Annotated in this window: 17 protein-coding genes; 3 read left to right on the plus strand and 14 right to left on the minus strand. The window is 67.5% G+C overall.

The annotated features are described in order from the left end of the window. Positions 1-5: 5 nt before the first annotated feature. Complete coding sequence (locus KA712_12905; GenBank protein ID MCG5053856.1) at positions 6-1,223, minus strand: hypothetical protein; 1,218 nt, start codon at positions 1,221-1,223, stop codon at positions 6-8. Between the two features lie 99 nt (positions 1,224-1,322). On the opposite strand from KA712_12905, the gene KA712_12910 reads away from it, so the two are divergent. From KA712_12910 to sppA, 3 genes are all read left to right on the plus strand, one after another. Then, positions 1,323-2,609: an amino acid permease gene (locus KA712_12910; protein ID MCG5053857.1), complete on the plus strand. Its 1,287-nt coding sequence runs from the start codon at positions 1,323-1,325 to the stop codon at positions 2,607-2,609. A 102-nt stretch (positions 2,610-2,711) separates the two neighbouring features. Then, complete coding sequence (locus KA712_12915; protein MCG5053858.1) at positions 2,712-4,499, plus strand: hypothetical protein; 1,788 nt, start codon at positions 2,712-2,714, stop codon at positions 4,497-4,499. Positions 4,500-4,550: 51 nt separating this feature from the next. Further along, positions 4,551-6,341, plus strand: coding sequence for a signal peptide peptidase SppA (gene sppA, locus KA712_12920; GenBank protein MCG5053859.1), 1,791 nt, complete (start codon positions 4,551-4,553; stop codon positions 6,339-6,341). Between the two features lie 16 nt (positions 6,342-6,357). Here sppA and glgX read toward each other — a convergent pair whose 3' ends face one another. The 13 genes from glgX to KA712_12985 all read right to left on the minus strand — a co-directional run bounded on the left by glgX (position 6,358) and on the right by KA712_12985 (position 24,826). Further along, positions 6,358-8,613 carry a glycogen debranching protein GlgX gene (gene glgX, locus KA712_12925; GenBank protein MCG5053860.1) on the minus strand — a complete coding sequence of 752 codons (2,256 nt, stop codon included), beginning with the start codon at positions 8,611-8,613 and terminating at the stop codon, positions 6,358-6,360. 83 nt (positions 8,614-8,696) lie between these two features. Then, a complete protein-coding gene (locus KA712_12930) occupies positions 8,697-9,602 on the minus strand; it encodes a cation diffusion facilitator family transporter (GenBank protein ID MCG5053861.1) in 906 nt (301 codons plus the stop codon). A gap of 74 nt (positions 9,603-9,676) precedes the next feature. After that, a complete protein-coding gene (locus KA712_12935; GenBank protein MCG5053862.1) occupies positions 9,677-11,314 on the minus strand; it encodes a fumarate hydratase in 1,638 nt (545 codons plus the stop codon). A gap of 81 nt (positions 11,315-11,395) precedes the next feature. Continuing rightward, the gene (locus KA712_12940) at positions 11,396-12,193 is read right to left on the minus strand and encodes a site-2 protease family protein (GenBank protein ID MCG5053863.1); all 798 of its coding nucleotides are present in this window, start codon (positions 12,191-12,193) and stop codon (positions 11,396-11,398) included. A 38-nt stretch (positions 12,194-12,231) separates the two neighbouring features. Beyond that, positions 12,232-12,771: a histidine phosphatase family protein gene (locus KA712_12945; protein MCG5053864.1), complete on the minus strand. Its 540-nt coding sequence runs from the start codon at positions 12,769-12,771 to the stop codon at positions 12,232-12,234. Between the two features lie 159 nt (positions 12,772-12,930). Continuing rightward, the gene (ftsZ, locus tag KA712_12950) at positions 12,931-14,511 is read right to left on the minus strand and encodes a cell division protein FtsZ (GenBank protein MCG5053865.1); all 1,581 of its coding nucleotides are present in this window, start codon (positions 14,509-14,511) and stop codon (positions 12,931-12,933) included. Between the two features lie 138 nt (positions 14,512-14,649). Next, a complete protein-coding gene (gene ftsA / locus KA712_12955; protein MCG5053866.1) occupies positions 14,650-15,876 on the minus strand; it encodes a cell division protein FtsA in 1,227 nt (408 codons plus the stop codon). A 22-nt stretch (positions 15,877-15,898) separates the two neighbouring features. Beyond that, positions 15,899-16,795: an FtsQ-type POTRA domain-containing protein gene (locus tag KA712_12960; GenBank protein MCG5053867.1), complete on the minus strand. Its 897-nt coding sequence runs from the start codon at positions 16,793-16,795 to the stop codon at positions 15,899-15,901. Continuing rightward, positions 16,792-18,168, minus strand: coding sequence for a UDP-N-acetylmuramate--L-alanine ligase (gene murC / locus KA712_12965; protein ID MCG5053868.1), 1,377 nt, complete (start codon positions 18,166-18,168; stop codon positions 16,792-16,794). The genes KA712_12960 and murC overlap by 4 nt, the downstream gene beginning before the upstream one ends. A gap of 125 nt (positions 18,169-18,293) precedes the next feature. Next, the gene (locus KA712_12970) at positions 18,294-19,403 is read right to left on the minus strand and encodes an endonuclease/exonuclease/phosphatase family protein (protein MCG5053869.1); all 1,110 of its coding nucleotides are present in this window, start codon (positions 19,401-19,403) and stop codon (positions 18,294-18,296) included. 45 nt (positions 19,404-19,448) lie between these two features. After that, positions 19,449-22,790 (minus strand): transglutaminase family protein, encoded by a 3,342-nt coding sequence (locus tag KA712_12975; GenBank protein MCG5053870.1) that lies wholly within the window; start codon positions 22,788-22,790, stop codon positions 19,449-19,451. 119 nt (positions 22,791-22,909) lie between these two features. Next, positions 22,910-23,359 carry a PA2169 family four-helix-bundle protein gene (locus KA712_12980; protein MCG5053871.1) on the minus strand — a complete coding sequence of 150 codons (450 nt, stop codon included), beginning with the start codon at positions 23,357-23,359 and terminating at the stop codon, positions 22,910-22,912. 150 nt (positions 23,360-23,509) lie between these two features. Next, on the minus strand, positions 23,510-24,826 hold the full coding sequence (locus KA712_12985) for an outer membrane protein transport protein (protein MCG5053872.1): 1,317 nt from the start codon (positions 24,824-24,826) through the stop codon (positions 23,510-23,512). Positions 24,827-24,901: the final 75 nt, after the last annotated feature.

Consider the following 24,901-nt stretch of genomic DNA (forward strand, 5'->3'; position numbering starts at 1 on the left):
GCGGCTCAGGGCGCCTCCGCCTCGCGCCGGGTGACCAACATGTGACCGCGTCCCGAAGCATCGGGGTAGCCGTAGTGAAAGCGAATCGGTCGCAAAGGCTGGCTCTTCCACACTTCGGCGAACGCAGCGGCGGTCTTCCGATTCGCGCCGGGAAGAAAGGGCCCCGTGAACCATCCATACGTCGTTTGCGTGAGCCCATGCGCTTGCGCCACGTCCGAAGGCAGGCCCGTGCTGTCCGAGACCATGAAGGCTGCGTTCTCCGCCAGGTAGGTACGCACCATCGAAAAGCCATCCCACCACAGCAAGTAGCTGGCGGCCTTCGTCATCGCGAGCACTGTGCCCTTGGCGCGCAGGTGCGCAAGCAGGCGCCCGTCTCGGCGGAGGGCCGCGTCCGCCAGGTTGCCAGCCAAGTGGCGGAACACCCGCACGTCGGAGGCCCCGGGGCGCCGAAATGTCATCTCCACGTGGGGGAAGAGTGCCGCGCGGGCGCCGCCCTTGAGCCCGCGGGAGGCGATGGCGCGGTCGCGCACGGCGAGCTCGGCTGCGTCCACGTAGACAAGCGCACCGTCGGGCGCGAGGTCGAAGTAACGAAAGGAGACGAGCTCGAAGCCCCAGGCGTCGAGCGCAAAGAGGGAAAAGACGATCTCGGCCGGCAGGATGCCGCGGGCCATGGCCGAAAGGTTCGTGGTTTTGGAGTGCTCGGCCGCCATGAGCCGCCGCAGGTTGTCGCCCGCCTGCTGCAGAGCCGCTTCGAGCTCTTCCACCGTCGCTTGCTTCACGGTGCGCAGGTCACCCGCCGGTTCCAGCGACAGCGTGGTGACCTCGGCCGCGTCTGGGAAGGTGCCAAGGGCGGTGAGGAGATCGCCGCCTCCGAAGGGATAGACCACGGGACGCCCCGCATGGGCCGGAACCACTTGCGACAGGACGGGCGCAACGTGCTCACGAAATCGCTTGAGGAAGCGCGCACGGTTCGGCCTGAGGGTGCGGCAATAGGCGTCGTGGGCCGGGGCACCCACGCCGAGACCCGAGGCCCCCCCGGGTGCACAAGCGACGAGGCGTGCGACGCGAGCCGCCAACTCGTCGAGCGCGGGGTCGTCCGGAGCGGCCCGCGCGGTGGGACAGAGCCCCCAAACGACGCCCAGACAAAGTCCCAGCACGGATACGGCCTCGCGCCTGCGCGAACGCCGCCCCAACAAACGCCCGTAGCGAAACGAAGCCGACATGCGACGGCAGCAGTATGCGTGAGCGGCCTCGCAAAGCAATGGCCGAGCCCTTGCCACAAAAACCTCAGCGAAACGCCTCGCCCCGGGTATCGTGCCTGTGTGAACGCCCCCGCGGCGCCGTCTCGGCACATGGGCCTCTGGGCCACCACGGCCGTCGTGGTGGCCAGCATGATCGGTACGGGCGTGTTCACCACCACGGGCTTCCTGATGGCCGATCTCGGCGCGGGCCTGTGGGTGCTGGCCGCGTGGGTGTGCGGTGGGGTGCTGGCCGCCTGCGGGGCGCTTTCCTACGGCGCTTTGGCGCGTGTCATCCCGGAGAGCGGGGGCGAATACGTCTTCATTTCCCGCACGCTGCACCCTTCACTCGGGTATCTGGCCGGCTGGGTGTCCGTCACCGCGGGCTTTTCGGCACCGCTTGCGTCGGCAGCCATAGCCTTCGGTCGTTACCTGGCGCCCTTTCTCCCGGAAGGGCTGCCCCCCTCGGTCACAAGCTTTTTGCTGCTCGCGCTCACGTCGCTGCTTCACGCCACATCGAACCGACACGGCACGCGCATTCACGCCTACGTGGTGGCCTGCGAGCTCGTGCTCATCGTGGGCCTGGCCGCCTTCGGACTTGTGCAGGCCAAGGTGCCGCTCGTGCCCGAGCGGGCGGCGCTGCCGCCCTTTGCCCCCACTGATTTCGCGGTGTCGCTCGTGTGGGTGTCGTTCAGCTACGCCGGCTGGAACGCCGGGGTCTACATCGGCGGCGAGGTGCGGGACCCGGCGCGCACCCTGCCCAAGGCCCTGCTCTTGGGCACGGCCTTCACCACCGCGCTTTACGTGATGCTGAACCTGGCGTTCGTGTCCGCGGGGCCCCCCGAGCTGCTGGCCGGCAAGCTCGAGGTGGGCCAGGTGGCCGCCTTCGCCTGGGGAGGGCCCACCCTCGCCCGCTTCGTGTCCCTGCTGGTGGCGCTGGCGTTGGCGGCCAGCGTATCGGCGCTCGTTTTTACCGGACCCCGCGTGCTGGGACGTATGGCCCAGGATGGGTATCTGCCCGGCTGGATGGCGCCTGCGTCCGCCACCACGCCTCCCCGCGCAGCGATCGGCAGCTTGTTCCTGCTGGCCAGTCTGCTGGCCGTGACGGCCACGTACGAGCATCTGCTGACGTACATCGGGGTGCTCTTGGGCCTGAGCAACGCGGTCACCGTGGTGGGCCTGTTTCGTTTGCGGCGGCAAAGGCCGCAGCTGCGCGTGCCGGGCTGGCCCGTGGTGCCCGGCCTGTTTCTGGCGCTCGTGGGCTGGATGGTCGCATTCACGGTATACCGCAAGCCCCTCGAAGCCCTGATTGGCGCCGCCACGTTGGCGCTGGGTTGGGTGGCCTACCGCCGGCGGGGTGCTGGGAACTGACCCGTATTGGCGTTAAGCTCCCCCGCGACGATGACGGCTTTGGCGTTCGTAGCTGGTCCGGCGGCGGGCTTTGCGGGCAACCGCAAGCGGGGGGCGTAAGCCATGTCGCGTTGCCGCCATCGCTGGATGACGCTGTGCCGGGTGCGGCTGGGGCAGGCGGGGGCCGTTCTGCTCGTCCTCGCCGTGTCTCCCGTGCGGATCGCGGCCGCCGAGGAACCACCGCCGGAAGAGACGGCCCCTGCCATCTCGCGCCACGTGCCCACAGAAGCCGCAATCGTGGGCACGGTCCGCCTGACCGAAGTGGAAGATGGCTTTGCGTTTGCCGACCTTCTTTCGGGGGTTTTTCCCCGGCTTGCGGACGCCGTGGGCGCCGTGCGTAGGCCACTCGGCCTTCCCGCGCTCTCCGAGGCCGAGCTTCGCGAGCGAGGCGTGCGGGCGGACCAACCCGCGTTCTTCGCCTTCGGGCGCTCGCCGGCCTCGTTGGCGCCAGCGGCTTTAGGGGCTCATCACCGGCTCGTGGTCTCCGTGAGCAACCCCGATGCGTTCGTCACGTATGCCGCTACGGTGCTCGAACGCTTCGGCTTCGCCGTAAGCCCCGTGTGCGCCCGAAAGAGCAAACCCGCGCCGTGGGCGAAGGCCTTCGTGCCGCTTTGTCGCGCCACCGAGCTCACGCGCGTGGGGTACGATCCGCAGTCGGGTACCGGTGTGGCGCTACACTTCGCCTCTGAAGGCGAAGAGACTTTCGCCCTCTTCGATGTGGTCGTGCCCGAAGACCCGCGCGCCAAGCCCAAGCTTGCGGCCAAGCGGTTTGCCGCCGGCATCAAATTGGCGCTGAAGGACACGTCGTTCAGCGCCCTTGCCACGGTATGGGGGCAGAGCACCTACGCCAAGCTCACGAGCGGGGGCTCCATCGCCCTCGTGCTTTCGCCCGAACGCTTCGCCGGCCTGATGCCCCCCGCCTGCCGCGCGACGTGGACGCGGCCGGACGGTGCGTTTTTTCGCCAGGCCGCCCTGGTGGCGCGCCTGCACCCCTTCGACTGGAAACTCCAGGTGGCGTTCCTCCCCACGCCCGAGGCACACCCGCACTTCGTCCGCGGCGGCAACAATGATGGCTTGATCGACGCCAAGGCGCTCGCCGACGCCGGGCTCGGCGCCGCCATTCTCTACACGGCGTCGATGAAGGGATGGCTCGACCTTTCGCGCCCCGCAGCCCTTGGCGAGGACTGGGGACAAACCTTTGCGGCGCTCGCGCCGTGTGGGTGGCCGGCTGCGGCCGTGGCCGTCATACGGCACTGGCCCCATCTCGTGACGGGGTGGTTCCGTGAAACCCTCGCGCGCATGGGTCGACCCAACTTGCTGGCCGAGGCGCGCAACGTGGCGGTGGGCCTGCAAACGCCGCTCGCCCTCGTGGGGCAAGATCGAAGCGCCGCACCCTCGGCCATCTGGATGGCGTCTTTCGAGGCCAACGCGCACCCGGCCCTTGCGTCCTGGCTGAACGAACGCGCGCAGGGGCCGGCAGAACAAGCGGCGTTCGGCGCGCGCACGCCGCAGCTGTGGACACTTGGGGGAAGTGCCCCGGGGCCGCGGACGGCGGGGCTCGAGTCCCTGCCAGGAGCCCGCTGCGGCCTGGCGCTGTCGCCCGAAGGCACGGGGCTCGGCTGGTACTACACGCAGAAGCGGCGGCCCGCCGTGTTCGGCAACCGGGCCGCGCTGGGGGCTGTGCACGTGAACGTCAAGCGCCTCCTCAGCGTGGCTGCCGAAGACGCAGACGCTGGCACGCGGGACGCCGTCAATCTGGCCACCTCGCAGATCGGAATGGCCGGAGGCGATCTGGTCATGAACGGCGAGCTGCTCGAGCTGGACCTGTCGCTCACCGGAAGTGGCATTTGATTCTGAGGACGCCTCTTTCGTAAGGGCGCCGCCCGGGTCAACATCACGGGCATGGAACCAGGTAGCCGTCGGTCGGGAGGCTTCTTCCGGAAGCTGGGTAAGCTCTTCATGTTCGTGGGGATCGCCTGGAGCGTGCTCCTGGCCGGCGGGCTCGTGACCGCCTTCGTCTTCCTGTCGCGCACACCCAAGGTGCCCGCGCGCACCGTGCTCGAGTTGCGACTGGACCGCAAACTGCAAGCCGCACCTTCTTCGGGCGGGCTCATGGATGTGCTCAACCCCGATCGCAGCAGCTTGCGGGCCGTGCTGCGCGCGCTGGACACGGGCGCGGAGGACGACAAGGTGCAGGGCCTGCTGGTTTACGTGGGCGGCGATCACGGCCTGGCCACGCTGCAGGAGCTGAGGGACGCCATCGTGCGCTTCCGCAAGGCAGGCAAGTTTGCGTACGCCTTCGCGCACAGCTTCGGAGAGGTGGCCGGAGGCACGGGCCCCTATTATCTGGCCACGGCCTGTGACGAGATTTGGATTCAACCCTCGGGCTCGGTAGGCATCACGGGCCTGCGCGCCGAAGTGCCGTTCGTCAAGGAGCTGCTCGCGCACGTCGGCGTCAAGGCAGACGGTCAGCAACGCAAGTCATACAAAACGGCGTTCAACACCTTCACCCAGCAAGGCTTCACCGAGGCCCACGCCGCGTCCACCGCCAGCCTGCTCGAAGACACGCTGGGGTTGCTGGTGGCCGACATCGCCGCGGCTCGCAAGCTCGAACCCGCCCGGGTCAAAGAACTGTTTGCGCAGGGGCCCTTCCTGGCCGAAGACGCCCTGGGTGCCAAGCTGGTGGATCACATCGGCTACCACGACCAGGTGCTGGCCGCAGTCAAGGGGCGCGCGCAGGGCGGCGAGATGCTCTACACGGGCGCCTACCTCGAGCGCCACGGCGACGACGACGAGGGCAAAGGTCCGAAGGTGGCAGTGATTTACGGCGTGGGCACGATCGTCGACGGCAAGGGACAGATCGACCCTCTTTCGGGCAGCGCCACGCTGGGGGCCAAAACGATCGCAGCGGCGCTCCGGCAGGCGGCACGCGACAAGGACGTCAAGGCCGTGATCTTCCGCATCGACAGCCCCGGCGGCTCCTACGTGGCTTCCGACACGATCTGGCGCGAGACGGTGGAGCTCCGCAACGCGGGCAAACCTCTCATCGTCTCGATGGGCGACGTGGCCGCTTCGGGCGGCTATTTCGTGGCCGCCGGAGCCACGAAGATCGTGGCGGAGCCCGCCACCCTCACAGGCTCCATCGGCGTTTACGCGTTCAAGCTGGTGACGAAGGACTTGTGGGACAAGCTGGGCGTCTCCTGGGGCACGCTTTCGACCTCACCGAATGCCGATCTGTGGTCTTCGTTGTCTGGCTTTTCGCCCGAGGACCACAAGCGCCTCGGGCGCTGGCTCGACTTCGTCTACGACGACTTCACGTCGAAGGTGGCGCTCGGCCGCAAGATGTCGGCTGAAGCTGTCGAAGCGGTCGCGCAGGGCCGCGTGTTCACGGGCGCACGCGCCAAGGAACTGGGGCTCGTGGACGAGCTTGGGGGCATGGAGACCGCGTTGGCGTTGGCCAAAGAAGCGGCGGGTCTTCCGAAGGACAAGGACGTCGAGCTGGTTCCCCTGCCCGAGCGGCAAGGCCTGCTCGAGCGCCTGTGGGGCGACGAACGCGACAGCAGCGAAGACGACCTCGAGAGCGCCACCTGGAACGCGGCGTGGCTCGAGCGGGCCGCCACGTGGGCCGGCCACATGGAAGCGGCCGCGCCGAAGGGTGCCCCCCTCCAAGCGCCCGTGCCGGCCCTGCACTGAGACGACCGCGCTTTGACTACCAGCGCCGCATCTCGGGGTTGGGACGGCGCCAGAGCTGCGCCGATCGGGCGGCCACCTCGAAAGGCGCTCCCGTTTCGATGGACAGGGCCGCGGGCGCCGGCATCTGCGTATCGATCTCTTTGCGGAAAGCACCCTTGCCACACGACGCGGGCAACGTGAACAGCATCGACTCGAAGTGGGCATTGAACACAACGAAAAAATCATCGTCGCGCAAGCGATAGCCTCGCGCATCAGGGCTGGGGATGCCCTTGCCATTCAAGAACACCCCCAGGCTTTTTGCGAAGCCCGTATGCCAATCGGGGTCGGCCATTTCCTCGCCATCGGGACGGAACCAGCCGATGTCCGTGAGCTGGGTGCCGCGGATGTTCGACCCCTGAAACCACCGTCGTCGACGGAACACGTGGTGCGTGTTTCGCATCTCGATGAGGCGCCTGGTGAAGGCGAGCAGCTCGAGATCCAGGTTCTCCCAATCAATCCAGGTCAGCTCGTTGTCCTGGCAGTAGGCGTTGTTATTCCCGCCTTGCGTACGCCCGAGTTCGTCTCCATACAGCAACATGGGCACGCCCTGGGACAACATGACCGTGAACAGCATGTTGCGCTGCTGCTGGGCTCTCAGCCGGAGCACCTCCGTGTCGTCCGTGGAGCCCTCCGCTCCGCAGTTCCACGAGCGGTTGTGTGACTCGCCATCACGGTTGTCCTCGCCGTTGGCCTCGTTGTGCTTGTCGTTGTAGCTCACGAGATCGCGCAGCGTGAACCCATCGTGGGCGGTGACGAAGTTGATCGACGAATAGGGGCGACGGCCATTGCTGCCATAAAGATTCGAGCTGCCCGTAAACCCGTCGGCGATCTGCGGCAGGGTTTGGTCCTGTCCCCGCCAAAAGTCCCGCACGCGATCGCGGTACTGGCCGTTCCACTCGCTCCACAAAGGGGGAAAGTTTCCAACCTGGTAGCCACCCTCGCCCACGTCCCAGGGCTCGGCGATCAGCTTCACCTGGCTAATGATGGGATCTTGCTGAATGAGATGAAAGAAGGTGGAGAGCCGGTCCACGGCGTGCAGCTCGCGGGCCAGGACGGACGCCAGATCGAAGCGAAAGCCATCCACGTGCATCTCCGTCACCCAGTAGCGCAGCGAATCCATGATCAGCTGCATCACGTGCGGGTGCCGCATGTTGAGCGTGTTCCCCGTACCGGTATAGTCCATGTAGTACTGGGGCGCTTCGGGCACGGGGCGATAGTACGAAGCGTTGTCGATGCCTTTCCAGCTCAGGGTGGGGCCAAGGTGGTTGCCTTCGCAGGTGTGGTTGTAGACCACGTCGAGAATGACCTCGATGCCAGCCTCGTGCAGAGTCTTGACCATGCTCTTGAATTCGTGCACTTGCTCGCCACCGCCTCGTAGGCTGGCGTATTCGTTGTGAGGGGCGAAGAATCCGAGCGTGTTGTACCCCCAGTAGTTCCGCAGCCCTCGGCTCTGCAGATGCCCGTCGTGAATGAACTGGTGAATCGGCATCAGCTCCACGGCGCTGACGCCAAGCCGTTCGAGATAGTCGATGGAATCGGGATGAGACAGCCCCGCGTAGGTCCCCCGCAGGTCGGGCGGGATGCCCGGGTTCCGCGCCGAGAAGCCCTTGACGTGCACCTCGTAGATCACGGTCTCGTTCATCGAACGGAAGAGCGGCCGATCGTTGCCCCAGTCGAAATAGGGGTTCACCACGACCGCCTTCGGCACGAACGGCGCGCTGTTTCGTCGGTTCCGCCCCTCACCCTGCAGCTTGTACGTGAATAAAGAGTCGTCCCACCTTACCTCGCCATCGAAGGCCTTGGCGTAAGGGTCGAGCAGAAGCTTGTTGGCATCGCAGCGCGCGCCCTGCTCCGGCGCCCACGGCCCGTGCACGCGAAAGCCATAGCGCTGCCCGGGCCGGACGTGGGGAAGATAGCCGTGCCAGCAGTTCGCGGTCATCTCGGGCAAAGCCACCCGCGTCTCCCGGTGTCGTTCGTCGAACAAACATAGCTCCACGCGGGTGGCCGCTTCGGAGAACAGGGAAAAGTTGGTGCCGGCGCCATCGTAGGCAGCGCCCAGGGGAAAGGGGCGCCCCGGCCACACCTCCACCGCTTCGCCCGAGGCCAGCCGCCGCGCCGGGTTCGCGGGAGGCTCTGGGCTCTTCTCGAGCTTGTCAGCAGGCGGCGACAGGGGGCTTGCCCCGCCCCGATGTACGACCGGCAACGAAGGCGTGGATGCCACGGGGGATCTCATCCTCTGCGATTCCAGCAAAAAAGGGACCTACCGCACCGGCAAAGCTTCCGTGCAGCCGTTGCGGGCTGCGCGGGGGAAAGACGTCACCCGCCGGTGGCGCCGTCCGCAGGGCGTGACTCGGCCGAGGTCTCCGGGCGCTCGCCCGGGCCCGGTCCATGCGCCTCGGGCTCCATGTGAATGACGACGTCCGCGATCTCCGGGAACCGGGCCCGCAGCGCGACCTCGACCTCATGCGCCACTTCGTGCGCGCGGGCCAGCGACATGTCCGGTTCGAGGTGAATGTGCAGATCCACGGCCACGGACGAGACCGTGCCGCGGGACCTGACACGGTGACACTTCAGCACGTCGGGGTGCCCCTCCACGAGGCGGGTGAGTTCCGCCGTCTCGATCACCGCGGCGTCCAACAACACCGTCAGGTTCTTCGTGGTGATGATCCACGAGACCCTTCCAATGACCAGGAAGACCACCAGGGCTCCCACCGGATCCGCCCAAGCCCAGCCGAGCCGCGAGCCCGCCATGGATGCCAACACCGCCGTGGTCACGAAGACGTCCGAGGCCGTGTGGGCCGCGTCCGCGGTCAGAAGGGGGCTCTTGAGCTGACGCGCCTTCCGGGCCTCCACACCGGCCACGACCAGATTGACCACCCACGTGCCTGCCACCACCCCAAAGCCTGTCAGGGTCGCCTGCGGTGCCGGTCGGTTGGCCACGAGCGCGGCGATCGCGCCCCAGCCGAACCGGACCGCGGCCACGCCCACCGCGACACCCACCGCGGCCGAAGCCAGCACCTCGATCTTTTGGTGACCGTAAGGATGGGCCTCGTCGGGGGGCGCAAACGCCAGACGCATGACGAGCAACCCCACCACGTTGGTAGACGCATCCAACAGCGAATGGAGCGCGTCGCTCGAAACCGCCAGAGAGCCCGACGCCGCTCCGTAGATCGCCTTGGCAGCGGCCACGGCGAGGTTCGCGCCCAGGATGTACACCAACACGCGCAGAATCCCGCGCTGCCGGGCGCTCTCGGCCGGAAGGGGGCGAGGCCTCGTACGCGAGGAGGTGGCCTGAGTCAAAGAACCTTGAGTTTCGTGCCGTCCGTGAGATCGGCGAAGAAGTCGTTGCCCTTGTCGTCCACCACGATGAAGGCCGGGAAGTCCTCGACCTCGATGCGCCACACGGCTTCCATGCCGAGCTCGGGATATTCGAGCACCTCGACCTTCTTGATGCAGTCCTGCGCCAGCCGCGCTGCGGGGCCGCCGATCGAGCCCAGGTAGAACCCGCCGTGGCGCTTACAGGCCGCGGTCACTTGCGAAGACCGATTTCCCTTCGCCAGCATGATCAAACTGCCACCCTGACTCTGGAAGGTATCCACGTAAGCGTCCATGCGGCCCGCCGTGGTGGGGCCAAAGGACCCCGAAGCGTACCCCTCGGGAGTTTTTGCGGGGCCCGCGTAGTACACGGGATGGTTCCGAAGGTAATCCGGCAGGCCCTTGCCCTCATCCAGCCTCTCTTTCAGCTTGGCATGGGCGATATCGCGCGCCACCACCATGGTGCCCGTGAGCGACAGCCGCGTCTTGATGGGGTACTGGCTCAAGGTGGCGCGCACCTCGGCCATGGGCCGGTTCAAGTCGATGCGTACGACGTTGCCGCCCAGGTCTTCGTGCGTGGGGGCGGGCAAGTATTTCGCCGGATCGCGCTCGAGCTCTTCCAGGAACACGCCCTCGTGGGTGATCTTGCCGAGCGCCTGGCGATCCGCCGCGCACGACACCGCGATGCCCACGGGGCAGGACGCGCCATGGCGGGGCAACCGCACCACCCGCACGTCGTGGCAGAAGTACTTGCCCCCGAACTGTGCGCCGATGCCGGTCTTCTGCGCCAGCTCCAAGATCTTGCCCTCCCACGCGAGATCACGAAAGCCCCGGCCCGCTTCGTTGCCGCTCGTGGGCAGCGTGTCCAGGTATTTGGCCGACGCCAGCTTGGCCGTCTTCAGGGTGAACTCGGCAGAGGGCCCGCCGATCACCACGGCAAGGTGGTAAGGCGGACAGGCCGCCGTGCCCAACGAGCGAAGCTTGGCTTCGATGAAGCCCACAAGGCTCTCGGGGTTGAGCAGCGCCTTGGTCTCCTGATAAAGGAAACTCTTGTTGGCCGAGCCGCCTCCTTTGGCCATGAAGAGGAATTTGTAGGCGGCTCCCTCTGTGGCGAAGATCTCGATCTGCGCGGGCAGATTGGTCTTCGTGTTCACCTCACGAAAAAGGTCGAGCGGGGCCAGTTGCGAATACCGCAGGTTGGTCTCCGTGTAGGTCTGAAGAATGCCGCGCGACAAGGCGGCTTGGTCGTTGGCGCCGGTGAAGACCCGCTCACCCTTTTTGCCCATGACGATCGCGGTGCCGGTGTCCTGGCACATCGGCAAGATTCCCCCTGCCGCGATGTTGGCGTTCTTGAGCAGGTCCAGCGCCACGAAGCGGTCGTTCGACGAAGCCTCGGGGTCTCCCAGGATCTTTGCCAGCTGTTCCAGATGCGCTGGCCGTAAGAGATGTGAGATGTCGCGCATCGCCTGCTGGGCCAGCAGCGTGAGCGCCTCGGGTTCAACCTTCAAAAACGAATGGCCCGCCGCCTCGAAGGTGCTGACGTGGTCGCCGCTCAGCTTGCGATAGGGCGTGGTGTCGGGGCCAAGGGGAAGGAGATCTTGGTAGGTGAACTCAGTCATCGGGCCGTGCCTGGCGCGCACTATAGCACCCGCATCGGCCCCCCCGTCCGGGCGATGGGGTCGCGGCTTCACGTGCGAACGTCACGCGCGATACACGAACACGCGCACCGGTCCGCGGCGAAGCCCCGTGCGGCCCGGCGGGATGTACTCGACCTCGGGGGCTGCGGGCTCGTCGCCCCGTGGGGCGGGGCGGAACGCCGGCTCCGGCCAGGCCGACGACCAAAGGCCCCACCCGCCGAAAGGCAAAGACGCACGGGCGGCGAAGCGCGCCAGGCGCAGCTCGGCCGAGCCCATCACCCACAACAAAACCGCAAGCGCGACCAGCTGCAGGTGCAGCCCGAAAAGCCCGAAAAGCCCGAGCCCCACGGCAAACACCCGGGCCACCTTCACGGCGAGCTCCGTGGCCGGCAAATGCCCCATGCGCAAGGACAGCGCCGCGCGCAAGATGCGGCCTCCGTCCATCGGCAGCGCCGGGAGCAGGTTGAACACGCCGATGCCCAAGTTGATGAGGGCCACCCACCCGAGCGCCCCACTGCCCAACGGCAGCGAAGCCAGATAGCTCACGCCCGCAAGGGCAAAGGACACCGCAGGGCCCGCGGCCGCAATCGCGATTTCGTGGCGGGGGTGGCGGGGCGCATCCAGCATTTTCGCCGCGCCTCCGAAGAAGTGCAGCTCGATCTCCTTGATGCGCACGCCCAGACGGCGCGCCACCAGCGCGTGCCCCAGCTCGTGCAGCAGCACCGACGCAAACGCCACCAGCACCAGCGGGATCGCCTGCAGCCCACCCGACCACAACGCCACCACACCCAAAAGGAGCAGGAAGGAAACGCTGACCTTGATCGGAAACCCGAAGATTCGGCCGAGGGAGAAGCCACGCATGATGCTACCTTTCGGAAGCACCCGGCTTTACCCGTCAATCACGCGCTTCGTCGGAGCAGCGTGCGGGTACTCCAGTCGATCACCGTGATCGTGCCCGGCTGAACGAACTCGGCCTGACCCAGGCGGTGGCACAGCAGGCGAATGACGCCCCCGTGGGTGAAAAGCAGATGCCGGCCAGGGGGCAAGGTGGCCAAAAAGGACTCGACGCGCTCTTGCAGCTGGACGATAGACTCACCGCCCGGCGCCTCGAACCCCTCGAAGCGCAGCAGCGCTTCTTTGTACTCGGCATCGAGGGTTTGCCAGAGCTGCCCTTCGAGCGAGCCAAAATCAATCTCCCGGAGCCGCCGGTCGCGGGAGGGATCCCCATAGGCAAGCTGCGCCGTCCGCACGGCCCGTGTGAGATCGGACGACCAGACCTGATCGAAGCTGACTTCCCGCAGGCGCGGCGCCAGAGCACGTGCCTGCGCTTCGCCATCGGCCGTGAGCTCCACGTCGTCCCATCCCGCCAAGGCGCCATCACGGTTGCGCGTCGTTTGGCCGTGACGAACAAGCCAGAGTTCTTGACCGGGCACGCTCATCGCTTCGCCTTTCCCCTGTGTAACACGCAGCCTTGAGCCTGGCATGCGAACACCACCCGCGCCAACAAAGGCGAGGGGACGCGCAAGCGACGTGCCCCGCAGGCGCCCGCGACAGAGGCGCCCGGGCCCCAGGGCGGGCCCCAGGGCGCTCAAGACGGGTCATTCGCGGTCGATGGGGAGCCGGGGCGTCCACGACGCCGCCTGCTCTTTGGTCATGCGCCGCCGCAGAAAGGCCGGTGTGTCGAGCTCGCTCTCGAAATGGCCCATTTCACCGTTGAAGGCGGGCATGCCGTAGTCGGACCCGCGGCGCGCGCCCTGCGGGGGCCCTGGGTTGCGCGCGCTGGCCACCTGTGCGGGTTGATGAATGACCGGGCGCGACTCGGGAGCCGGGGTCCACTCGGGCACGGGGCCCGAAGGGGGGTGCGCCGAAGCCACGGGTACGGCCAGATCGGGGGGCGCCATCATCGCGGGGTTGGCGTGGAAAGCCGGGTTGGCCCCATAACGCAAGGTCACCGACTGATGAGCCGGTTGCACGCCCGCCTCATGGGCGGCCGTCTCCCAGGGCATGCCGTAGGGTGAGCGATCCGTGGGTTCGGCGGTCTCGGCGAACACGGGGGCAAGCCCGGGCGCGGCCGGCGCCAGGGCAGGCTCGAACGGGACGGGCCGCGCGTGGCTCACCGGCTCCGAGGCGGGAGCCACACCCGAAGAAATGGGCAAGGCCATCTGCTCGCGGCGCACGGGCACCCGCAGCGTGCCGCGCCCGTCACCCGCATCCAGCGCAGGACCTGCGAACCCGGTTGCGATGACCGTGATCCGCACCTCGTCCCCGCAGTTCGGGTCGATGACCGAGCCAAAGATGATGTTGCACTCGGGATCGGCCGCCTCGTGCACGAGCGAACACGCCTCCTGCACTTCGGCGAGGGTGAGATCCGGGCCGCCCGTGATGTTCACCAGGATGCCGGTGGCGCCGTTGATGGAGACGTCCTCGAGCAAGGGAGAGTTGATGGCCATGCGCGCCGACTCGATGGCGCGCTTTTCGCCCGTGGCCCGGCCCGTGCCCATGAGCGCCCGGCCCATGCCGGTCATGATGGTGCGCACGTCGGCGAAGTCCACGTTGATGAGGCCCGGCACCATCACGAGATCGCTGATGCCGCGCACGGCGTTCAGGCAGACGGCGTCGACCATGGAGAACGCGTCTTTGAGGGCCGTCTTTGTGCCAGCAAGGCCGAGCAAGCGATCGTTCGGGATCACGATGAGCGCGTCCACGGCCTTCGCCAGCTGCGCGATGCCTCCGGCCGCTCGCTTTTTGCGCTGCATGCCCTCGAAGGTAAACGGCCTCGTCACTACACCCACGGTGAGGGCGCCGAGATCCCGCGCCACCTGCGCGATCACGGGCGCGGCCCCCGTTCCGGTGCCTCCCCCCATGCCGGCGGTCACGAACACCATGTCGGCGCCGGTCAGCACCTCGGCCATGCGTTGCGCGTCTTCCAGAGCCGCGGCGGCGCCGATGTCGGGGTTGGCCCCCGCACCGAGGCCCTTCGTCAGGCCTTTGCCGATCTGGATCTTCGTGGGCGCCATGTTCGCGCTCAACACCTGGCAATCGGTGTTGGCGACGACGAAGTCGACACCCTGAATCCCAGCTTCGATCATCGTGTTGACGGAGTTGCCACCGCCACCTCCAACGCCAACCACCTTGATGACGGGCTGGCCAGTCGCCGAAACGTCGTCGAATTCGAGCATGCGCTTTGTTTCTCCCTTGGGATCCAGGAATCTCATGCGCGCGAGCGTGACCAAAATTTTCGATCACATTTTGCGCGCACCTGAACAGGCGTTGCCCTGTGGGACCCGAGCGCCAGCCTGGCCCCGCCACAGCGGCTTTCAGAAGGTATTCGAGATCATGCGCCGGAACTTCTCGAAGAAGCTTCGTCGGCGCGGCCCTTCGGCGTGCGTGTCCATGCCTTGCTGCTGGGCCCCGTAGAGCACGAGGCCAAGGCCCGTGGCAAACGCGGGGGTCTTCACCGCATCGGCCAGCCCCCCCACGCCCTTGGGTGTACCCACGCGCACGGGAAGGCCCAGGATCTCTTCCGCCAGCTCGGCCATTCCCGGCAGCTGCGTGGCGCCACCCGTGATCACCGCGCCCGACGCCAGCAAGTCCTCGCAGCCAAGCCGCGCGATCTCGCCCTTGACCAGCTGGAAGATCTCTTCGACCCGCGGCTGGATGATGTCGCGGCAAAGCATCTGGCGGGACAGCACCCGCGGTTCGCGCCCGCCCACGGAAGGTACCTCGATGGTCTCGCCCTCCTCGACCATGCTGGCCGTGGCGCAGCCGAAGTGGTGCTTGATGCGCTCGGCCTCGTGGGGCGGCGTGCGCAGGCCAAACGCGATGTCGCTCGTCAGCTGGTGGCCACCGATGGGCAGCACCGACGTGTGGGCCACGGCGCCGTCGCAGAACACGGCGATGTCCGTGGTGCCCCCACCGATGTCCACCAGGGCCACACCCAGGCCCTTTTCGTCCTCCTCCAACACCGCTTCGCCCGAGGCCAGCGGCTCGAGCACGATGTCGAGCACCTCGAGATCGGCGCGCGTGCAACACTTCACGATGTTCTGGGCGGCGGCGGCCGCGGCGGTGACGATGTGTACCCGGGCCTCGAGCCGCACCCCACACATGCCGAGCGGCTCCCGCACGCCGTCTTGGCCATCGATCTGATACTCCTGGGGCAACACGTGCACGATGTGACGATCGGCCGGCAGCGCGATCGCACGCGCGAGATCCAGCACCTTGGCCACGTCCGTGGGCCGGACCTCTTTGTCCTTGATCGCCACCGTGCCCGTGGAGTTCACGCCCTTGATGTGCCCACCGGCCACCCCCACGTAAACCTGCGAGATCTCGCAGCCGGACATGCCCTCGGCTTCGGCCACGGCCTGCTTGATCGCCGCAACGGTCGAATCGATGTTGACGATCACGCCCTTTTTGAGACCGCGCGAAAGCTGGGTGCCCACCCCAATGACGTCCAACCCGTCCTCGCCCCGTTCGGCGACGACACAGGCGATCTTGGTGGTCCCGATGTCCAGCCCCACGATGATGTCGGAACTCCGTCTGGCCATGTGATGTCTCTTTCTTCGCCGCTTAGCTGTCGCCCAAAGTGAGCCGCAACGAAACCCGGCTTTTCGGCGAGCCGTCCAGATGGACCACCCGCAACGAACCGGGGCCGTCGAGGCCCGCATTCTCGAGAGCATCGAGGATCTGGTCGAGACGCGCCAATTTTTCACCATGCGCTTCCCGGCCCAGCCGCACCTCCGCCCCCGTATCCAGAAAGTACAAGGAGAACCCGTAGCGCGCGTCGATGCGCACCTCCGACAGAGGCGGCCGGGACGTGACCGCCCGGTAGGTCTCGAGCAGCTTCAGAGCCTGCTTGTAAGCGGCCCTGACGGCCGCCGGCTCTTCGGTGTACCGCTGCCGATCGAGGCCAGTCAGCACCACGAGCCCCGCCGCCTCAGACGTGGTCGCGCGCTTGAAGGGCAAACCCTCGGGATCAACCAAATAAAGTCCACCCAACATCGCCGCGGCCGCAACCCGCCGTTCGATCACGTCGATCTGCAGGGTCGAAGGCAACTTGCGCTCGACGTGCACCGACTGTACCCAGGGGTGCCGGGCCACGCGGGCCGCGATCGCGTCGGGGTCGAGGGCCAGCAACCGTTCACCCGGGCGCACCGCCGCCAGCGCGATGATCTCGGACGAGCTCACGCGTTCGACAGGGCCCACCAGAATCTGCGCCACGGCAAAGCGGGGCGACTCCAGCACGTGCTCTAGGGCCCAGCGCCCCCCGAACACCACACCCACAAGAAAGCCGACCACCGCCACAGGGCGCGCCAGGCGGCGCAGCACCCCGGCCCCCCCCCGCGCGCCCGTGGCAAGACCCTCGGCGAGCGCCACGAACAGAGGTCGCCTCTCCAACATCACACGACGGTTCGCCTTGCGACGGCGCCGGCGCGGAATCTCGACGGCAAGGGTCTGCCCTCTCACGTGCGCGCGCCCCCCGGCGGCGAGAGGGCGGCCAGCACCTCGGCCCCCACCTTCGTGATGTCGCCCGCCCCCAGCGTGAGCAAGAGATCACCCGGGCGCACGAGCTGCGCGAGCGCGGCGCCCAGCGAAGGCCGCGGCACGTGAAGGGGTGCCTGCGCGGGAGGAAAACCCGCCAGCAGCACATCGAGCGTGCCGCCGGCGAGCGGCGCTTCACCCGCAGCGTAGATGTCCGTCACCACGAGCACGTCGGCGCCACCCAGCGAAGGGGCAAAGTCCTCGAGCAGATCGCGGGTCCGCGAGTACCGGTGGGGTTGGAACGCTACCACCAAACGGCGCTGGAAGAGCTTGGCCGCCGCAATCGTCGCCGCGATCTCGGTGGGGTGGTGCCCATAATCGTCGACGACCAGCACCCCGCCCGCCTCGCCGCGCACGGAAAACCGGCGATCGACGCCGTCGAAGGCCCCGAGCGCCTGCACGTAGGTCCCAAAGGGAACGCCGAGAAAATCGGCGACGGCCAGCGCACCCAGCGCGTTGCGTGCGTAGTGCACCCCCGGCATGCGCACGTGAACCTCGCCGAGCAGCTTGCCCTTGTGTTCGACGGCCATCCGCGTGCCCTGGGCCGTGGTTTCGAGCAAACTGCCGCGGTAGTCGCCCGCTGACAGGCCGTACGTCACGTGCCGCTTGAGCAGCTGGGGCGCCAGCGCCGCCGCGGCCGCGTCGTCGGCGCACAGGACCACCAGCCCATAAAACGGCACCTTGTTCGCGAAGTCGATGAACGCGTCCCGCAGGGCCTCCATGTCACCGTAGTGGTCCATGTGCTCACGATCCAGGTTCGTGATGAGCGCCACCATGGGAAACAGGTGACGGAACGAGCCGTCGGACTCGTCGGCCTCGGCCACCAGGATCTCACCGTGCCCCAGGCGGGCGTTCGAGCCCAGCGCCTGGGCCTTGCCCCCGATCACCACGGTGGGATCCATGTTGGCCGCGGCGAACACCGAGGCCAGCATGGTGGTGGTGCTCGTCTTGCCGTGCGAGCCCGCCACCGCCACGCCGTCTTTGACCCGCATGAGCTCGCCCAGCATCTCGGCCCTGGGGATCACCGGGATGTCCTGGGCCCGCGCCCGCTGCACCTCGGGGTTGTCGGGCCTGACGGCGCTCGAGACCACCACCACGTCGGCGCCCGCCATGTGTTCGGCCTTGTGGCCGATCCCGATGCGCGCTCCCAACGTGGTCAGCCGCCGCGTGACCTCGGTTTCGTGCAGGTCGGAGCCCGAGACGTGGTAGCCCAGGTTCAAGAGCACCTCGGCGATCCCGGACATACCAATGCCCCCGATGCCCACGAAGTGGATGGCGACGTCTCGTTTGCGGAACATGGTTGACCGTCTCCCAATCTGCGCCAAGGCGGGGGACGGTCCAAATTTTCGCACCCGCCGGGCGCGCCGCAGGCGCCAGGGCCGGGCGTCGCAGGCGGCACCAGGCCGCCTGGACCGTGACGCGGTCAGCGGGCGGCGTCCGGAACCAGGGACAAGGTCATCACCACGCCCAGGTGGTCCGAGGCCGTGAGCCCCCCGGGCGTGCGCGCGGGCAGGCCCACCAACGCGGGCCCGCGGGCTGCCACGTCGCCGCGGGTCAACACCAGATCGATGCGGCTGTCGAGGGCCGCGGGATCGCCGGCGGCCAGGTCCACGCAGCAGGTGTATCCAGGATCGCCCGGGCGTACGTTTTCCCACGGATCTCGGAAGAGGGTGCGAAGGAACCCGTAGCTGCGGGTCGAGCTGCGGTCTGCGGCGCTGTTGAAGTCTCCCAACAAGAGCACGGGCCCCGCGACAGGCCGCAGGCGCTCAACGAGTTCGTCGGCTTGAGCCTCCTGAAACGACTGGAGGAGGCCCCCCACTTCGAGGTGAGCATTGCCGAAGGTAAAGCGCGCCGTCCCCGCGCCCGAAGACGCCACCGTCTCGACGGTGCTGTAGCCACGCCGGATCTCGACCCGTGGCCCCGCTGCGCCTCCCACGTTGACCGTGAGATAGTTGGTGAACACGGTGGTGGTGGCGCCCGACACGAGCACCCCGGGCTTGGCGAGCGTGACGTCCCGGTCGGTCATACGCAGGTCGACGAGCTCCGTGCCGAGGCGCACCGGCAGCTCCACGTCGCTCAGCACGTTCTGCACCGCCACGACGTAGGTCAGCCCGCGGGCGGCAAGCTCAGCCTGAAGGATCGCGAGGAAGTCGAGCACCACCTCACTGGCGTTGACGCCCGGCACGGTCGCAAAGTCACTCGGGGACTGGCGCCGGTAGATCTCCACCTCCTGCAGAGCCAGCAGATCGGGCGCGTGGAGCGCCACTTCTTCAGCGAGCAGCTTGGCCCGCGCCGGGAAGTCGCTGCGCAAGACCTCGGCCCAAAACGCAGCGGCCAGGTCGGGCACGGCGTCCACGCTCGGCGCCAGGAGCACGTTGCTGATGTCCGCCCCCAGGTAGAGGTTGCGGGTCATGACCGACACGTCGACGCGGGGGCCCTCGTAGGAGTCCTCGCCCCCTCCACACCCGACCGCGGCCCACAAGGCCACCCCCAGCCGCACGGCCAAACCCACGCCCGAACCGGTACTCGACATCCCGTGCAGGATACCCGGTTCGGGCGCCCTCGGCCCGCGTAGCGCTCAGCCGACGGGGCGGCGGAGATCGAGGGTCAGGGGGAAGCGGGGGTTGGGTTCCGCGGCGGGCTCCGTCATGCGGCCCGGCGTATGGCCGAGCGCAAAGAAGCGGCTCACCCGACGCCCTTCGGCCTCGAGCCCGTTCGAGGGGAAGCGGTCGTAGCTGCGTCCCCCCGGATGCGCCACGTGGTACGAGCAGCCGCCCACGGAGCGCGACGACCAGGTGTCGAGCATGTCGAACACGAGCGGCGTGTGGATACCCACCGTAGGGTGCAGTGCGGACGGGGGCGCCCAGGCCTTGTAGCGCACACCCGCCACGTACTCTCCATTGGTTCCCGTGGGGGCCAGCGGCACGCGACGCCCGTTGCAGGTCAGCACATGTCGGGGATCCGTCATGTTCCTCACCTTCACCTCGAGCCGCTCGACCGAAGAGTCGACGTAGCGGGCCGTGCCCCCGGCGGCGACCTCTTCGCCCAGCACATGCCAGGGCTCGATCGCTTGCCGCAGCTCCACCTCCACGCCATCCACCGTCGTGCGACCGTAAAGCGGAAAGCGGAACTCGTGGTGAGGGGCAAACCATGCCGGGTCGAAGGTGAAGCCGGCTTGGCCGAGATCGAAGAGCACGTCGCGGAAGTCCTGCGCCACGAAGTGAGGCAGCAGGAACTTGTCGTGCAAGGAGGTGCCCCAGCGCACGAGCTTGCGGCGGTAAGGCTCACGCCAGAACCAGGCCACGAGCGCCCGTACGAGCAATTGCTGGGCGCAGCTCATGCGAGCATCCGGGGGCATCTCGAACGCACGCAGCTCGAGCAAGCCCTGCCGCCCGCTGGCGCTGTCGGGGCTGTAGAGCTTGTCGATGCACATCTCCGTGCGGTGGGTGTTGCCCGTAACGTCGATGAGCAGGTTCCGGAACAGGCGGTCCACCAACCACGGCGGCGGGTTCGAGGCCCAGGCATCGAGCTGGCCAAAGGCCACTTCGATCTCGTCCAGGGCGTCGTGACGAGCTTCGTCGATCCGCGGCGCCTGGCTGGTCGGCCCCACGAAGAGCCCCGAAAACAGGAAGGACAGCGAGGGGTGGTTCACCCAGTACGACAAGAGGCTGCGCAACAGATCGGGGCGCCTCAAAATGGGGCTGTCGGTGGGCGTGGCCCCTCCCAACACCAGATGGTTGCCGCCCCCCGTGCCCGTATGCCGGCCGTCCAACATGAACTTCTCGGTGCCGAGCCGCGTTTTGTGGGCCTCTTCGTAAAGGGCCAACGTGTTGTCGACGAGCGCCGGCCAGGACGCCGCGGGGTGGATGTTCACCTCCAGCACGCCGGGATCAGGCGTGACCTGAATCTTCGTCAGGCGGTGGTCGCTCGGCGGATGGTAGCCCTCGAGCCGCACCTTCACGCCGAGCGCGCGCGCCGTTTCCTCGATGTTGGTGACGAGGTCCAGGTACTCCTCGAGGCAGGTCGTGGGCGGCATGAACACGCATAGATGTCCCTGGCGTGGTTCCACACACAAGGCGGTGCGCGAGAGGTTCTCGGCCGAAGCCCCGGGCGCGGGCGGCGTGGGTGTGCCCTTGGGGCCACTCTCTGCCGTGAGCGGCCGCGCCTGCCGGACCCACTCGTCCCGCGCCGGCAGCGGCGTGCGCCGTGCGGTGGGGTCCTGCTCGTAGTGGTAGAGCATGTGGCCCGGGCTCGACCAGGGCAGCGAATCGAGCGGGAGCCGGTAGCCCATGGCGCTGTCGCCCGGGATGAGATACATGCGCTCGGCGCGCACGAACCAGCGGCCCGTCACCCAGCGAAACCGCCTGTCGGTTTCGTAAACGGCCCGCAGCGGCAAGGCGTAGCCCACCACCGTCTTGAGGCCCTGCTCGAACACGTCGTGCAGCCGCTTGCGTTCCATCGCGTCCTCGAGGCGGGACTCGAAGGGGTCGACGTTGACGGGCAGCCGGCGCTCCCGCCAGAGGTAGTACCAGGCGTCTTCATAGCCCGGGATTGCAAAGCCCTTGGCCACACCCAGCCGCTGTGCCAGCTCGTCGACGAACAGTTTGGCTTGCTCGGCGGTGGCCTTGCCCGGCGCCTGGCTCGACGAAAAGAGCTTGGGATCCGTCCACACGGGCTCGCCGTCTTTGCGGAAGTAGATCGAGTACGCCCAGCGAGGCAGCGGCTCACCCGGGTACCACTTGCCTTGACCATGGTGCAGGAACCCGCCCGGGGCGAACCTATCGAGCAGGCGGTGCGAGAGCTCGTCCGCCATGGCTTCCTTGTGAGGGCCAAGGGCGGCCATGTTCCACTCGGCGCCTTCCATGTCGTCGACCGAGACGAACGTGGGCTCACCACCCATCGTGAGGCGCACGTCACCGGCCTCGAGCACGGCATCCACCGCGTTTCCTGCCGCCACGATGGCGTGCCACTGCTCGTCGCTGTAGGGCTTCGTCGAACGGGGGCGATCCTCGATGCGCTCGACGCGCATCGTGAACTTGAAGTCCTCGTTGAGCTTGTCGTCCTCGTGCTCTCGGTCCCACCCGAAGGAGCCGAAGATGGGCGCCGCCGTGGAAGGCTCGGCCGTGCAGGCCAGGGGGATGTGCCCCTCCGCCGCCAGAAGGCCGTTCGTCGCATCAAACCCGATCCAGCCCGCGCCCGGAAGGAACACCTCCGCCCAGGCGTGCAGATCGGTGCAATCCTCGAGCACCCCCGCCGGCCCCTCCAGGGGCTTTTTGTCGGCCTTGAGTTGGATCGAGTATCCCGAAACGAACCGCGCGCCAAAGCCCACCTGGCGCAGCGCCTGAACCATCAGCCAGGCGAAGTCGCGGCACGACCCATGGCCGCGGGTCAGGGTCTCCTCCGGCGTGAACACACCGGGCTCCATGCGGATGTCGTACTTGAGCGCCGTCTGTACGGCGCGGTTGATGTCCACCAGCACATCGATGCTGCGGCGGCCCGGGCGCGCCAGGTCGGACTTCAGGTGGCCGACGAAGTCGGCGAAGCGGCCGCCCCAAGCCTTCGTCTCACGATAGGGCGCCAGCTCCTGGGCCAACGCAGGTTCGTACGTGAAGGGGTAGTACTCGGCATCTTCGTCGAGAAAGAAGTCGAAGGGGTTGATGGTGGTCATCTCAGCCACCAGGTCCACCTCCACCTTCAAGTCGCGCGCGGCCTTCGGGAACACCAAACGAGCTTGGTAGTTGCCGAAGGGGTCCTGCTGCCAGTTGACGAAGTGATCGCCCGGCGAGACTTTCAGCGAATACGCCTGAATCGGCGTGCGGCAGTGAGGGGCCGGGCGCAGCCTCACCACGTGGGGCCCGAAATACACGGGGCGGTCGTATCGATAGGTGGTTTCGTGGTGCAGGGAGACCCGTATGGACATGCGTTGGCTCGGAGCGCAGCATAGAGCCCTCTGTGTTAATGGTGCGTTTCCAAATGGGCAAATCACCGTAAAAATGCAGCCGCCAGAGGCCCGGGCCCCCCGATGGGCGCCCCCCCGGGCTAGCGCACCACCTCTTTGAGGGTGGACAGCATCTCGTGGGTCAGCACCTGAGCCGGCATGAGCTCCGTGGTCACTTCAATCCGCGTGTCCACGTCGAGCTTCTCGAGGTTCTCCTCGTACTCCCGCAGCCCGTGGTCTTCCCCCTCCTCGAGCATGGCCAAGGTGGCACGGTCCCCGAGCAAAGTGGCACCGCCCTCGAGAAAGCGCGTGAACGCCCCCCACACACCCGACGTGTCAGCCGGCTGGCCTCCGAGCTGCGCCACCATCTCCCGCAGGCGCTCGGCGCGGTCCTGATGCGAAGCACGACAGGACTCGAGCTGTCCCTTGAGTTCGTCGTCTTCCAGGCGGTCCAGCGCCTTGTCATAGGTCTCGACAGCCGCCAGCTCACCTCGCAGCAATTCGTTGAGGGCTTCAATCGTCGGCGCACCACTGTTTCGCATCGTTGCCATGGCTTTCCTTTCCGAACGCTGTACCTTCGCGCGCACTGCCAGCACGACCGGTCGATACCTTCCGCGCCTCGCGCGGTCAGCACCGTCGGAATGTTTCAAGGCCCGTGCCACGACACGATTCAGGGCAGACGTGCTTGGCGCCTGGCCTTTTCAGCGCGCGTCAGATCCCGATCCCGCCGGCGGTGACGGCGCCGTAACGACGCCGGTGACCGTGAGGCCAAGAACGTGCGCAAGGGTCGTGTAGGTACCCGCCGGACCTTCGAGTCCCCCCGCTGCTTCGGCGGGAAGCAAGGCGAGCAGGAGATACCCGAAGTCGACGCGGTACCGCTGCCGCATCAGACCAACACCCACCGATACGCCCACGCGGTCGCCATCGGGAGCCGAAGGCGCCAACGACTCCTTGCGCCCCGTGGTCTGCTCGAACGTCAGCCCCGCCCGGAGCTCGATCCCGGGACGCCACCCGGAAAAGGAAGCCCCTGCGCGCAGACTGGCGGCGTCGCGGCTGCGCCGCTCGATGATTTGGCGAGGCGTGGTGGGGCGCTCGAAGGTGACCTCGAGGCGGTCGAACACACTCCAGCGCGTGTAGTCGATCTGAAGCCCGACTTGCCAGTGGCGGGAGGGAAAGAAGGTGGCTCCAAGTGACGCCAGGTCCGGCAACGGAAGGGTCGCCCGGGCCCGTTGATCCGCGAAGGTCTCTGCCAAGCTCGCGCTGGTCACAGTGAAGTTGGCCTCGCCTTCCAGGCCCAGCCGGCTGCGGCCCCCGGTGTTGAGGCCGCGGTAGGCCGCACCCAGGTGAAGCCGGTTCGGCGCCAGCTTCCACATGACGGCGGCGTTGGCTTGCCAGTCCCAATCGCTGCCTTCGAGATCGCCCCGGCTGCCCACGGAGGCGGGCAGCCCCACCGCAAATGCCACACGGCCGTAAAGCGGCGCCACACCCACCGCGCCCGCCAGCCGATCCGAAAAGCGCCACGCAAAGTTCAGGTTCGCAGCCACAACGGCCACCCTGACGCTGATGGCCTTCTCTCGACCGGCCCACGCGCTCGGCCAGTTCACCGCGAAACCATAAGGGGCGAACACCCCGAGACCCAGCGTGGCACGCGCGCTCACCGGCAAAGACACGAAGGCGTTCGGCACCACCTGCGGGGCCAGGTCGCTCCTCACGAGGGTGCCAGAGGGCGGCGCAAAACGTGTGTTCGCGATCGCGAGTGATAACGTGGCCGAGCCAGCGGCCGCGGGGGCGAACGCCAGGCCCGCGGGGTTGAACCAATTGGCAGCGGGCTCGCTGACATTCCCCACCACGGCGGAGCCCTGGGCCAAGGCCGCTGCCGATTGGTCGTACAGCACGAACCCCGAGGCGTGGGCCACACCCAAAAGGCCGCTGCCCGCAAGGATCCGCCCGAGCGTGACCGCCCCTGACAGCAAAGCCCCGCAACGCCTCGAAGACCTGCGGGCGAAAAAGCGCAGCACGATGGGCATCCTACTCGACACCCAAGGGCTACGAACCTGTGGGCGTGAACTTCGCCCGGGCGATGGCCCGCAAGC

It is taken from the genome of Myxococcales bacterium, from assembly GCA_022184915.1.
Classification (GTDB): Bacteria; Myxococcota_A; Polyangia; order Fen-1088; family Fen-1088; genus JAGTJU01.

Coding starts and splice junctions, on each gene's coding strand:
- ftsA (MCG5053866.1), bottom strand. CDS start 15,876: ATGGCCAGACGGAGTTCCGACATCATCGTGGGGCTGGACATCGGGACC.
- KA712_12915 (MCG5053858.1), top strand. CDS start 2,712: ATGTCGCGTTGCCGCCATCGCTGGATGACGCTGTGCCGGGTGCGGCTG.
- glgX (MCG5053860.1), bottom strand. CDS start 8,613: ATGAGATCCCCCGTGGCATCCACGCCTTCGTTGCCGGTCGTACATCGG.
- KA712_12970 (MCG5053869.1), bottom strand. CDS start 19,403: ATGTCGAGTACCGGTTCGGGCGTGGGTTTGGCCGTGCGGCTGGGGGTG.
- KA712_12980 (MCG5053871.1), bottom strand. CDS start 23,359: ATGGCAACGATGCGAAACAGTGGTGCGCCGACGATTGAAGCCCTCAAC.
- sppA (MCG5053859.1), top strand. CDS start 4,551: ATGGAACCAGGTAGCCGTCGGTCGGGAGGCTTCTTCCGGAAGCTGGGT.
- KA712_12940 (MCG5053863.1), bottom strand. CDS start 12,193: ATGCGTGGCTTCTCCCTCGGCCGAATCTTCGGGTTTCCGATCAAGGTC.
- KA712_12945 (MCG5053864.1), bottom strand. CDS start 12,771: ATGAGCGTGCCCGGTCAAGAACTCTGGCTTGTTCGTCACGGCCAAACG.
- KA712_12905 (MCG5053856.1), bottom strand. CDS start 1,223: ATGTCGGCTTCGTTTCGCTACGGGCGTTTGTTGGGGCGGCGTTCGCGC.
- ftsZ (MCG5053865.1), bottom strand. CDS start 14,511: ATGCTCGAATTCGACGACGTTTCGGCGACTGGCCAGCCCGTCATCAAG.
- KA712_12935 (MCG5053862.1), bottom strand. CDS start 11,314: ATGACTGAGTTCACCTACCAAGATCTCCTTCCCCTTGGCCCCGACACC.
- murC (MCG5053868.1), bottom strand. CDS start 18,168: ATGTTCCGCAAACGAGACGTCGCCATCCACTTCGTGGGCATCGGGGGC.
- KA712_12975 (MCG5053870.1), bottom strand. CDS start 22,790: ATGTCCATACGGGTCTCCCTGCACCACGAAACCACCTATCGATACGAC.